This window comes from Peptostreptococcus sp. (genome assembly GCF_977045075.1).
In genome coordinates this window covers 1-13,013 of record NZ_CDRRTB010000042.1, presented here as the reverse complement: position 1 = coordinate 13,013, position 13,013 = coordinate 1, and the positions used below count along the sequence as shown (strand labels likewise).

Below are 13,013 nucleotides of genomic sequence, written 5' to 3'. Positions count from 1 at the left end.
TGAACCACGCCGTGGTCAGTAATTGCAACTGCCTTGTGGCCCCATTCTATCGCCTTGTTTATAAGGTTCTTTACGCTGACTACAGAGTCCATGGCTGACATCTTGGTATGGGCATGAAGCTCGACCCTCTTTTCTAGGGCAGTATCCTGTCTTGACTTTTTATCCTGGGTCCTAATTCCAGTTACCGTCATTTCTATTTCATCAGTATAGGAGCTAACTATAATATCTCCCTTTACCCTTATATAGGAACCCTTTTTTGTGGCATTCTTTACCATATCCACATTATTGTCCTTAAGCTGTAGTTTACATAGCAGGGCTCCACTTGTGTCGGTAATAAAAATAGAATACATGGACTTACCACTCCTTAGGATTACCTCCTCAGTATGAAATACCTCCCCCTCTATTGCCACAGTTCTAAAGCTCTCATTTATATCCCCAATTCTAACAAGGTCTGCAAAAACATCCTTCCCGTATACCATTCTAGGATCAATAGTATCAAGCTTATAGGCATCTTCATTTTGAGTGTCTTCCTTATCATCAGCCTCCATTTGAGATAGGACTTCCTCAAGCTCAAGGTCGAGGTTTTCAATTAATTTATTGATATTATCCCAGTCATCTATGTTCAGGTTCTTTTTAGCCACCTCAAATTCAACCTCAATATCTCTAGAAAGCTGCTTTTTAACCATATCTTTTATTTTTTTGTCTATTTTCTTGTCTACTAGCCTAAAGTATATATAGTCTTCCGGTAACTTAATCTTCAAACAGTTTCCCCTTGTCATATGCTCAAGGTCTTCATGAACATAAAGGATGGGTACATTAGAATATAATAATTTCTTAATATTCGGCCAATATGACTTCATTATATCTTTTAGAGTCTTCTTTTCTAGTCCTCTAAACCTACATTCCAGCCTTACTGATGAAAGTGGTGGACAGAGCTTTTTCTTTACTTTATCTTCTAGCCTAGCAAGCCTGTCAATCATTATAATTTCATCTGAAACCAAATGGATTGTACAAATCTGTGTAGACTTATCTAAGATAGACTTTTCAATATTAATCTTATCAAATTCATCAATGAGATTTTTATTGTCCAAACCAATATTTATCAAAAAATCACAAAGCTTCATCTAAACTCCTTTCCTATTTTAACGATAATTCAAGAGTAAATATTATAATCAAATTTCTAATTTTAAGTACTAGTCTAAGCTTATACCCTCAGCAGGAATCTTATGTGTATCCACTAGGTCTATATCTCTTAGTAGGTCCTTGTGCCTACTTCTAAACTTATCAATTACTTCAAACTTATTCCAACAATGCATAGGAACTAGGTGTCTTGGTCTCGTTTTTTCAATGAAATACTTCATGCCCCAATCAAAGCGGTCACCCTGTCTTGGGTCAAGAGGTACCATAGCTATGTCTATTAGTCTAGGTCCCATCTTATCTATTTCATTTTTAAAGTTTCTTGTAAGGCTATCATACTCTTCTTCTGTTTCAAAGCCAACCCATGTCCACCAATTAAGGTCTCCTGCGTGGTATATAGTCTTCCCATTGTAGGAAACCATAAAGGCAAGGCCCTGGTCCGTGCTTAGATATGTTTCCACTCCCAACTCATTAAAATAATATTCCTTGTTTGGCTCCAAAGAATATGACCTGTCTGCATCTTCTTGCTTCTTAGGCACTACGTCATTAGATAAGATATATTCCACATCCTTATGGTCTCTAAATATATCGAATATGTCTTCATTAAAATGGTCTGGGTGAGAATGACTTACAAAAACATATAGCTTCTTATTCTTATCAAGGCTAGGGATATCTCCCTTATAATAGTCAAAAAGCATATAGGCTCTTTCAAATTCTAGTAAAAATCCACTGTGATATATATATTTTAAATTCATAATTTATCCTCCTTAATTCTATAAACAAATTATACCATATAGGACTTCTCTTATCTATACCCCCAAACCTACTTATATAGCTTAGATGCCAATGAAAAATCTCATAATAGAAAGTGAATTTCAAATTAAAAGGGTGACAATCCATAAAGACTATCACCCAAATCTCTTTATTATATTTAAATTAATGTCTAAGGTCTATGTATGACTAGTTCTTATGTGAGTGTCCCTTGCCATGATCTTTACCACATGAGCAACCCCCATGCTTATGTGTATGATCATGACTATGGTCATGACCACATGAGCAAGAACCATGTATATGATGACTATGATCATGACTCAAGCCTTCATTACTAGCCTGTGCTTTTTTTAGTTCCATCAGTGCATCATACCTACGTTCCTCCTTTTCATCTACATCATCTAGCTTCTTAGATTTTTCTAAAAGCTCATCAAGCATTTCACCTGTAATATGTGATAGCTTATCTATGTCGCCAGCAAGTAGTTCTGTAAAGTCCATATTAAGGCTTCTCTTTTTCCTATAAACATATCCAGCCATACTTAATATTCCAGATAGGCCTTCAATATAGTCAAGAGTCTTCTTGAATTGGTTAAGCTCACTCAAGCCCTTAGCCCTTGACTTCATATCTATATCTGAGTTTAAGGCAAAGGAATCAAGCAAGGAGTCCTTGATAAATTCTAGTACAACTATCAAGACACTTACCATGTCCACACCGCTTATATTTTTGTTGTAGGCAACCTCATATATTTCCTGGTCACTAGTCATAAAAGTATTTGGCTGGTAGACTTCAATTTTTAGTTTTACCCTACCTAAGTCTGTGACCCTATCTAGAACCTTATTAAAATCTCCCGCTAAAACATCTACAGCTTCTATATCATCAGTATCATTCATTAGCATCATATTATACTCCCCTATTATAAGTGACAGTATCTTAATCATGTCTATTGGGCCTGTCTCATGCTTCTCATCAACCTCAAATATATTATTGTTTACATCCACAGTAATTTCTATAGTATTTACCTTTTTCATTATATCCTCCAAATTATGCATTTAGTCTTAAGTATATAGTCAATTTCATACTTATCTAAAGGCAGTATAGTAAAGTTCCATAAAATTTAACAATTCATATAAATAATTACAAATGAAACTTATTTTTTATTATATCACATTTGATAAGAAAATGTAGAGATTTGGACTACTAATCAGGAAAATATTTGTACCCTCTCAGTTATATATACGTCTTTAGTGAGTAAATGACTCCATAAAAAAAGAGGGCAAATGCCCTCTTTAATAATAAACTTAAAGTGATTCTTCATATATCTTTCTTACAACTTCTCTAGTAGCTTCTACTGGTGCACATGCCAATAATCCGTCAAGAGATGGAGTTGTAAATGTTAGGTCCGTAAGCTTATCAAGGTCTGCTTCAGTGAAGCCTTCATCCTTAAGAGTCTGAGTTAGACCTATTGAATGTAACCATTCTCTAACTAGGTTAGCCGCCTCTACAGCATTAATATCCTTCTTATCTCCAAAAATAGGTGCAAATACTTCAAGGATAGTTTCCTTCTTAGCATCAAACACCTGCCTAACAACTGCAGGAAGAAGTATTCCAAGACCAAAACCATGAGTTAGGCTAGTCTTTACTGCACTTAGTGGATGCTCAAGAGCATGAGTAAAGTGTAGAAGACCATTATCAAAAGATGTACCTGCTATCATAGAAGCATATGCTAAGTAGTATCTAGCTTCTAGGTCAGATCCATCCTTAAGTGCCTTTGGTAAGTAGTCATGTACTAGTCTAACTGTTTCCTTTGCTAGTAGAATACTTAGTGGATTAGCAACTATACTTGTTGCCGCCTCAAATACATGGTTTACAGCGTCTACAGATACTGACATAGTCTGAAATTCAGACAAGCTAGTCATTAGACCTGGGTCATCTATTGCATATATTGGGTATATACAGTCATATGCTATTGCAGGCTTTAACTCTTCTTCTGGTATTGATACAACTGCGAACCTGTCAACTTCTGTACCAGTACCATGAGTTAGGTTTATAGCAACTACTGGAACTGCCTTGTTAGGAATTAAAGTAAACTTACATAGGTCTGCAGCCTTATTGTCTGGATATTCTAGAAGAATAGCTGCAAATTTAGCCGCATCTATAGGGCTACCTCCTCCTATACCTATAACAGCCTTTGCATTGATTTCTTTAGCCATAACTACTGCTTCATCAACGTCCTTATGCTCTGGATTTGGAGTAATCCTATCATATAATACATATTTAATATTATTATCCTTTAAGGCTTTTTCTACTACATCCCAAGCTCCTGTCTTCTTATAAGCACCTTTACCTGTCATGATAAGAACACTATCTAAGCCCTTGTCTGACATTTCTTTAGCTATATCATTAAATTTTTCTATAGCTCCTACACCAACATAGGCAGTAGTCTTTGTTCTAATTTCTCTGATTTCGTTGATATTGATGTCCTTTTCCCACATAATAATATTACCTCCACATATAAAATAATAAAAAAATTAGTAAGGAGATTGTTATTATACTAACAAAGTCCTTACTAATATTATAATCCTTAATATATTATTTGTAAACATTAAAAGTTAAATTTTCTGAATTTTTTGCTATTTATTCAGTAAAATTAAACTAATAATTCATTGTCTATATTATACTTGTATAGGTTATTTGTGGACAATGACTGGTGTGCCTACACTGATTTTTGAGTATAGGTATGACATATTTGAAAGCGGTGTATTCACACAACCATGTGATCCTGCATATAGGTACCTACTTCCACCAAATGCTGGCTGCCAATACGCATCATGGATTCCTATGCTTCCATTGAATGGTACCCAGTACTTGACTGGCGATGCGTATCCTGGTCCTCTTAAGACAGCATTTTTCATTTTTTTATTTACCTTAAATATGCCAGGAGGTGTTGCCATACCCTTATTTGGATTACCAGTTACAACTGGTGTAACAAGCCTATCATAGCCATTTTCTTTCAGCCACATTTTTTGCTGACTTATATCTATCTCAACATATTTTTTACCTATATTAACCGCCTTAGCAGGTATATCATTTGAACTAGTCACTGAATACTTAGGGTTAATATCATAAGTTGATATGCCGGAGTTTAGTATACTAGATAACCTATCCAACTCATAGCCAAGATCCATCTTTCTTACCTGGCTCTGCTTAGATATTACAACATCCCCATTTTTCCAGTAGGCATAAGAATCTTCAGATTGGTCTGCCAATGTTTGACTATCCATATTTTTTAATAGGTACTCCATCCTTGTTTTGTCATAAGTAAGGTTGAAGCTGGCATCCATTTTAGCTGTAGGTAGGAACTGGCTACCACTAATCAGCTTCTTTGTCCCATCAATATTGTATTCAGCAACTAGGCCCTCTAGCTTCATTAGGCTATCAAAGGCCTGGTCAGCCTTGGCATTACCCTTATTTTGCATTAGCCTAGCTAATATATCCATGCTATTGGCTAGTGTGTCTCCTCCACTAACCTGAGTAAGACCTGTCAAGCTTGACATATTATATAAGGTCTTATACTGGTTAAAGGAAAGACCAGTATTCGAATTAACTAGGACAACTGCCCCCTCGGATAGGTTTGATGAATTTGATGGCTGGGCTGGCCCTACCTGCTCAGCATCCTTATCTTTTTGACCTGCCTGGGCGTTACTAGCGATTATTCCTGAATTAATTAAGACTGCATCTATAAGTCTATTGGCCTTTACTGCCCCGTCATCTGTTAGGTATACAACCCCTGGGTTTGGGCTGAATTTATTCATCATCTTAAGGTTTGTTTCTTGCCTATTAGATCCAGCTATTCTCTCTACATTAGCTGCGATAGAATCAAATCCATCCACTAGGCTAAGGTTACCCCCAATTACATAAACATTATCTACACCTAGGAGACTCAAGTCTGACCTAGTAGCTTCTAGCTTACTATTAGAAGTAAATAGTATGGGTGATCCATTTTTTGCTGCTATGGCTCCAATACCTGCAGCATCTGCAAGTCCCTTGTGACCATTAACCAAAAATGCAGCCTGGAACTTGTCACTAGTTAGGTCCTTAAGCTTTTTAGCAATATTTAGTGATGTCTCTTCCCTACTAGACCCCTGAATTCTCTCAACCTCAAGCGAAGAAGCCTTCAAGCTATCCTCTAGACCTGATGATATAGAGTCCTGTCCACCGATAATTAGTACCTTTTTAGCTCCTAATCTCGAAATTTCTGTCCTTGTGGCTTCATTCAAGGCATTGCTTTGAGTTAAAAGAACTGGTACCCTTAGTTTACTTGCAAGTGGAGCAACTGAAAGGGAGTCTGCCACTGCATTAGCATTAGTTAGGATTACTGTCTCAGACTGGTTCCATCCTGACTGTGATATTTTAACAGCTGTAGAAAACCTATCACTACCACTAATATTTTGACTACTTACATCTTGAGCATATACACTCGGGGCTAGACTAGTTCCTACTAGTGAACCTGTTGCAATGATTAAAGCCGTATTTCTCACCAATTTTTTCATATACACACCTCACATAATTCCAATAAAATTAAACAAACAATGAGTAATAAATTATAAATAATTTCCTAATTCTAGTATATAAATTTATGAAATTATTTTCAAGTAACATTGCTATTACAATTTATATAAATTTTGGTATATTTTCACGTATACGCAAAAAATATGTAATATAACTGATACTTTTAGATAATATATGGTAAAATATTATTATATGTTTTTATGAAATGTATTTACATCTAGAATATAAAGGTATTTTATAGGAGGTAATGATGACTATAGCAGATAATAATCTAAAATTACTTTGCAATGATATTTTAAATAGTGGTAACAATACCCTAGGAGAAAAAGTTAGACCAAAATATGCTGATGGTACGCCATCACATACAATGTTTGTGAACCAGGTATTTGAAAGATATGACCTTTCAAAGGGTGAACTCCCAATTGTTACACTTAGACAGGTTGCATGGAAGTCTGGCATTAAGGAAATATTATGGATATACCAGGACCAGAGTAATAATCTTGATCTTTTAAGGGATAAGTATGGTATTACTTGGTGGGATGAATGGGACTTAGGCGACAGGACTATTGGTCAGAGATACGGTGCAACTGTCAAAAGGTATAAGCTTATAGACAAGCTACTTGAAAATTTAAAGAACCAACCATATGGTAGAAGGCATATAATTAACTTATACCAGGAGGCTGACCTAGAGGAAACAGCAGGGCTTTTCCCATGTGCAATGGAAACACAGTGGTCTGTAAGAGATGGATACCTTGACCTTACTCTTATTCAGAGGTCATCTGACGTAGCAGTTGCCAATGCAATTAATAAAATCCAGTATGTGGCTCTTCAGATGATGGTTGCAAGACATGTTGGCCTGGAACCTGGTGTATTCTGCCATTATGTAAATAATGCCCATATATATGATAGGCATGTAGACCAGATAAGGGAAATGATCGCTAGAGACCCTCAGGAAGGACATGAGTCTGTTAGGTTGGTCCTAAATCCAGAAAAAACCAACTTCTATGACTTCACTATAGATGATTTTACAATGGAAAACTATAATCCAGTAAAACCTAACTTCCAATTTGAGTTAGCCATATAGTAAATATAGGCCTATAGCCTATACAAGTGTTAATATTTAGGATATGGTAAATCCAATACCATATCCTATCTTAGTATAAAAATAGGAGATAATATATGATAGATAATATATATATGATAGTTGCCATGACTAAAAATACAAGGGCCATTGGTATAGATGGAGATATGCTTTATCACCTTAAGGAAGACCTAAAGTATTTCAAGGAAACTACCCTAAACCACACTATCGTATGTGGAAGAAAAACTTACTTTAGTTTTCCAAAAAGACCCCTACCGAATAGGAAGAATATAATACTTACTAGGGGTAATGACCATTATGATCAGGCCTTCACCCTTCATTCAAAGGACCAGGTTGCCCAATATGCACTTAACCATCCGGATGAGAAGATTTTTATATGTGGTGGTGACAATGTCTATAAGCAATTTATGGATCTTGCTAGTAAGCTATATATTACAGAAATAGACGAAGATAGTCCTGTAGAGGCTGATAGCTTCTTTCCCCAGATTGATCCTTGCCTATGGACTAAGGTATCGGAATCAGACTATATAATACCTGAAAAAGCACCTAGGTATAAATGGCTAGTCTATGATAGAAATTTATAAGATAAAATAAAAAAACTGGAAAAAATCTAAAAAAGTCCCGCCCTGTAATGGGACTTTTTTTATGCAAAAAAAGTGGCTTATACTAAGTACAAGCCACCTCTTAAGGCTAATTTTTATTTAATATTTATAAAAAAATCAACAATATGTTCAGGAATACTTTTTTCTCCACCTAAAACTATTATGTCTTCAATGTTTTCTCTACTAGTCAAGTCTATATAATTATCTGAATTATTTTTCGGATTTAATAACTGTATAGGTGCATTTTCCATAGCTGCCAAAGCCGATGACACTAATGCATCTGCAAAAGATTCACCTGTCGTTAAGAATATTTTTTTTGGTTTTTTATATCCATATTCTCTAACAAGATTGGCAGTTTCATACCTATTTTTACCAGCAATTCTATACTCTGCCCTTAATTCAGACTCTATATTCTTACCAATTGATTTATTACCACCAACCAATATTGTTTTCTTTATTCCCATATCCTTCATTACCTCATTAATGTAATAAGGGATACTAGTTGATTTTACCAATAATACTGGAAGGTCATCCTTAGCAGCAATTGATGATGCAGTCAGTGCATCAGGGAAATTTTCACCAGACGCAACAATTGCCCTGTCACTATAACCAGTAAGTTTGACTAATTGCTTAGCAAGTCTAGCAGATGTATCATACCTATCTTTTCCAGCTATCCTGTTTAACTCTAAATTCATATTTTTTAAGTCTCTTTCAAGGCCAATGCTCAAAGAATTATTACCACCTACTAGTATAACTTTTTTCACTCCCAATCTTCTAATTTCATTTTTAACATGCATATCAAGTCTATTAGAATCATTTAACAAAATTGGTGCCTTCAAAGCTTTTGCCAATGGAGCAGCCGTAAGTGAGTCGGGATATTCTTTAGAATTTACCAATACTAGCGTATTAGCATGGTCAAAGTAATTTCTTGATAAGTTTATGGCAGTGGATATCCTATTATTTCCGCTGATTCTATTTATCTTAGCTGATCTAAATTTATTCTCTTTAACCTTATCATCTTCATTCTTTTTATTTAGTTCATCTTTTTTCTTCATATCCTCAATAGCCTTTTTCACATCATTTTCAAAGCTACTATCCGATTTATTATCTTTTACAGACTCTTTACCATTTTTATGATCTTTATTTTTTTCATGTTCTTTTTCAGACTCTTTATCTTTTTTAGGCTCTTTATTTTTTTCGGATTCTTTATCCTTTTCAGGCTCCTTGTCTTTTTTAGGTTCTTTTTCTTTTTCAGGCTCTTTGTCTTTTTCTATTTCTTTGTCTTTTTTAGGCTCTTTGTCTTTTTCAGGTTCCTTATCTTTTTTAGGCTCTTTGTCTTTTTCAGGTTCCTTGTCTTTTTTAGGCTCTTTGTCTTTTTCAGGTTCCTTATCTTTTTTAGGCCCTTTGTCTTTTTCAGGTTCCTTGTCTTTTTTAGGTTCCTTGTCTTTTTCAGGTTCTTTATCCTTATCAGGCACTTTTTGCTTCTGATCATCATCCTGGCCACCATAATCTATATCACTGGCTCCCTCATCATATGATAATACTGATCTTATCATTAGAGCACCCTTTTTATTATCTAGACTATCATAAGACCTGAAATAGCCACGGTCGATTTGATATGAATATTTCTTCATATTGCTAGCTGTTCTGTCAAGAGCTACCACAATTGATTTATTCGTATCATAATCTGGTTCTATTAGAACATAATATTCGCCGTCTACCTGTATATTATACTTTTCTAAATCTATCTCAGTATCTCCAAAGACATTCAAATGTCTAACTTTTACCGGCATTAATAATGTTTTTATACGTTTATTACTGTCGAATTTCACGACAGAAATCATAGCAGAAGTTCCCGTATTCTCTATATCGCTAGCAAACCTAACCTTTACTTTACTCAAAGTAGCTTTTTTCTTTGGCTTGAATGAAACTGCTACACCTAAATCACCATTTATACCAACAATCTGGTTTTTTCCACTCTCGTTTTCCTTACCATTATCATAATATAGTTCAACGTCACCTAAATTATTCTTGTCTTCCAAGCTTATGTCGAAATCACTTGAATTTTCATCGAGCATTACTTTTTTTTCATAGAATTTGTAACCATGCTTAAAGGCTCTGAGTGTGTATTCACCTACTGGAACATCTTTGATACTAAACCTACCATTATTTCCTGTTAATTCAATCTCAGTTGTAGCATCTTCTACCAAATATACATTCACATCAGATAATTTTGTGCCTGATTTGTCACTGACACTACCCTCTAAATTTCTTGTAGGTTTTTTTATCATATCAAAGTCTACATGTGTTGTATTTTCTTTATTAATCTTAATTGTTTTGTCTATAGAATTATATCCAAATGCCTTGCAAGATATTTTTATATCACCTTCTGATGGATATACAAGGAAAAATTCACCACTTGTGGAGTTACTCTTAACCTTAATATCTGTACCTTCTACACTTATCTCTGCCTCTATTGGTTTTCCGTCAGACATTACTCTTCCCCTAATAGTCCCTATTTCCTTATCCATTGCCTTTACGACTGCAGCATAAGCATTGACAATTCCATAGCCATATCCATTATTAGGTGTAGTTTTGTAGTAAGAATCGGTCCTAGGAGTTGCAGTTTCTTCCAATATTTTTTGTATCTCCCTATCATCTAGATTTTGTTTGGCAGATTTTACCAAGGCTGCAACACCGGCTACATGAGGAGCTGCCATTGAAGTACCACTCATATAGGCATAAGTATCTTTGATACTTGACCTTACCTTAACACCAGGAGCAGAAATTTCTGGCTTTATAAGGCTTGTATCAAATAGAGATGGCCCTCTTTTTGAAAATGAAGCTAGGTTGCCCATTATATCTACCGCCCCTACTGCGAAAGATTCTGGATATGATGCAGGTATAACTATACTGCTTTCGCCAGGTAATGATTCTCCAGGCATCTGATTACCTGCTGCAAATACAGGTAATATATGGGCCTGTCTCCACCTATCCACAGTTGATTTAAACCAAGTATCTGTCAAATACTGTGAACCACCCCATGAATTATTGATTATTTGAGGTGCCTTAGACGGGTCGTTTCCTGGTGCTAACATCCATTCAGCGGCCTTTATAAAACTTGATTGTTCAACATTCTTGTAATTACTATCAAATATTCTGGCATTTATCCATTGAGCATCAGGTGCTACACCTACCCTATTAAACTCCTCACCATTTGAGTTTAATTCTGAACCCAGTACTATACCGGTGCAATGGCTTCCATGGGCCATATCAAGAACACCACTAGTATCCTGCTTACCTTGAATGGCATCAAAATAATTACTGTCATTGAAGTTAACCCTATCACTTGACTGGTCATAACCTTTAAATTTTCTTTTTAAGGCAGGGTGGTTAGCATCTACCGCTGAGTCCATAATACCAATCGTAACACCTTGGCCTCTTATTCCCTGATTCCAAGCTAAATCAGCACCTATGTTCTTCAAGTTCCACTCTATCTCATCCCTGTCAGATTCTACCTTACTTGGTTGCTTGTCAACTGGATTTTCAGCTTGAATTTTCTGATTTACATCTATTTTATCTACTTTAGGATAAGATGCTAATTTCTCTATTAAATTCGCCTTTGCTTTCAAATGTATTGCATTTATGATATAAAATCCTTCATAATTCTTTACATTTCCAGATTCTTTTTCCTCTTCTAACCAATCCAATATGCCATTTTGACTTTCAATAGCTGTCTGAGATAACTGAGCTATAACAGCCTTCCTATCTTTATCATCTTTACTCTCTTCTGTTTTTATGGTCTTACTAAGTTTTTGAATATCCTCATTTGATGTATCATCCTTAAAATAAACCATGCAATCTATATAGTCACTAGTTCCATTTAACTTTGCCCTTAAGGCATCACTGATTACATCATCATATGACATTCCTTTTACCTGTATGATTTTTTCTAGCGGTTTATGAGCTATAACGCTAGTACTAAAATTTGCCATTATCATACTAGTAGCCAAAATAAGACTCAGACAAGATTTTTTCATTTTATTTTGCACTTGTAATGCCTCCTAACTTCACCATAGGATACAAAATTGTATCCTATGGTAAAATATTTTTCAAATATTAGTATCAATATTATTAATCCTTTACTATTAATGACTTTATTGATTCTCTCATTGACCTTCCAACTGAGTTTATTCCACCAAGAATAGTAGCACTACTTATTTTCTTGTCTTCAATATATTTTTTCTGTCTTGAAGTCATATAATTTGAAACTAATTGTAATGGTGCTTTCTTATTAGCAGCTAACTGAGAACCTGCTAGAGCATCTGTCATTTTATCGTTATCACCGGCTGCCATAAGTATCTCATCAGTCTTCGTGTACAGCTCCTCTGACAATTTTAATGAAGTTTCATACCTATCATATCCACTAATCCTTCTTGTTTTTTTAGCAATCATATCTATTTTTCTTTCCAGATCATTTGATATAGATTTATCTCCACCAACAATAATTACCTCATCAGACTTCTTTATTAATGACATATCATTATCAGACAAACTCTTGCCGTTCGTTAAAATCATATTGTAGTCATTCTGAGCACAATAACCTGATATAGAAATAGCATCAGCATAATTAACTCCATTCACTATAACCAGCTTCTTAAGATCTGAGCCAGTTTTCTTAGCTAATTCTATAGCTGTATCATACCTATCGCTACCATAAATTCTTTCAGTACTGATACCCATAGCTCTCAATTCATCAGTAACCTGTCTATTGATAGTATTATAACCACCAATTATACTTACTTCACTGACCCCTAGTCTTTTTAACTCT

General features: G+C 35.1%; 9 protein-coding genes. 2 read left to right on the top strand and 7 right to left on the bottom strand.

What is annotated here, in order from left to right; genetic code table 11:
* The 5 genes from ACW6OJ_RS04790 to ACW6OJ_RS04770 form a co-directional block, all read right to left on the bottom strand.
* The coding region (locus ACW6OJ_RS04790; protein WP_456095913.1) for a PHP domain-containing protein at positions 1-1,124 on the bottom strand (1,124 nt) is incomplete at its 3' end.
* A 69-nt stretch (positions 1,125-1,193) separates the two neighbouring features.
* Positions 1,194-1,892 carry an MBL fold metallo-hydrolase gene (locus ACW6OJ_RS04785; RefSeq protein ID WP_456095912.1) on the bottom strand — a complete coding sequence of 233 codons (699 nt, stop codon included), beginning with the start codon at positions 1,890-1,892 and terminating at the stop codon, positions 1,194-1,196.
* Positions 1,893-2,097: 205 nt separating this feature from the next.
* Positions 2,098-2,937 carry a hypothetical protein gene (locus ACW6OJ_RS04780; protein ID WP_456095911.1) on the bottom strand — a complete coding sequence of 280 codons (840 nt, stop codon included), beginning with the start codon at positions 2,935-2,937 and terminating at the stop codon, positions 2,098-2,100.
* A 270-nt stretch (positions 2,938-3,207) separates the two neighbouring features.
* A complete protein-coding gene (locus ACW6OJ_RS04775; protein WP_455104219.1) occupies positions 3,208-4,401 on the bottom strand; it encodes an iron-containing alcohol dehydrogenase in 1,194 nt (397 codons plus the stop codon).
* Positions 4,402-4,596: 195 nt separating this feature from the next.
* Positions 4,597-6,459, bottom strand: coding sequence for a cell wall-binding repeat-containing protein (locus ACW6OJ_RS04770; RefSeq protein WP_456095910.1), 1,863 nt, complete (start codon positions 6,457-6,459; stop codon positions 4,597-4,599).
* 269 nt (positions 6,460-6,728) lie between these two features.
* On the opposite strand from ACW6OJ_RS04770, the gene ACW6OJ_RS04765 reads away from it, so the two are divergent.
* Together ACW6OJ_RS04765 and ACW6OJ_RS04760 are read left to right on the top strand one after the other, a co-directional pair.
* Positions 6,729-7,562 carry a thymidylate synthase gene (locus tag ACW6OJ_RS04765; protein ID WP_455104217.1) on the top strand — a complete coding sequence of 278 codons (834 nt, stop codon included), beginning with the start codon at positions 6,729-6,731 and terminating at the stop codon, positions 7,560-7,562.
* A gap of 95 nt (positions 7,563-7,657) precedes the next feature.
* A complete protein-coding gene (locus ACW6OJ_RS04760) occupies positions 7,658-8,164 on the top strand; it encodes a dihydrofolate reductase (protein ID WP_455104216.1) in 507 nt (168 codons plus the stop codon).
* A gap of 113 nt (positions 8,165-8,277) precedes the next feature.
* Here ACW6OJ_RS04760 and ACW6OJ_RS04755 read toward each other — a convergent pair whose 3' ends face one another.
* Both ACW6OJ_RS04755 and ACW6OJ_RS04750 read right to left on the bottom strand, forming a co-directional pair.
* Complete coding sequence (locus ACW6OJ_RS04755) at positions 8,278-12,234, bottom strand: S8 family serine peptidase (RefSeq protein WP_456095909.1); 3,957 nt, start codon at positions 12,232-12,234, stop codon at positions 8,278-8,280.
* An 82-nt stretch (positions 12,235-12,316) separates the two neighbouring features.
* The coding region (locus ACW6OJ_RS04750; protein WP_456095908.1) for a cell wall-binding repeat-containing protein at positions 12,317-13,013 on the bottom strand (697 nt) is incomplete at its 5' end.

What these genes read in the sequence shown, in the direction of transcription:
- ACW6OJ_RS04760 (WP_455104216.1), top strand. Translation starts at nt 7,658, where the DNA reads ATGATAGATAATATATATATGATAGTTGCCATGACTAAAAATACAAGG.
- ACW6OJ_RS04770 (WP_456095910.1), bottom strand. Translation starts at nt 6,459, where the DNA reads ATGAAAAAATTGGTGAGAAATACGGCTTTAATCATTGCAACAGGTTCA.
- ACW6OJ_RS04775 (WP_455104219.1), bottom strand. Translation starts at nt 4,401, where the DNA reads ATGTGGGAAAAGGACATCAATATCAACGAAATCAGAGAAATTAGAACA.
- ACW6OJ_RS04765 (WP_455104217.1), top strand. Translation starts at nt 6,729, where the DNA reads ATGACTATAGCAGATAATAATCTAAAATTACTTTGCAATGATATTTTA.
- ACW6OJ_RS04785 (WP_456095912.1), bottom strand. Translation starts at nt 1,892, where the DNA reads ATGAATTTAAAATATATATATCACAGTGGATTTTTACTAGAATTTGAA.
- ACW6OJ_RS04780 (WP_456095911.1), bottom strand. Translation starts at nt 2,937, where the DNA reads ATGAAAAAGGTAAATACTATAGAAATTACTGTGGATGTAAACAATAAT.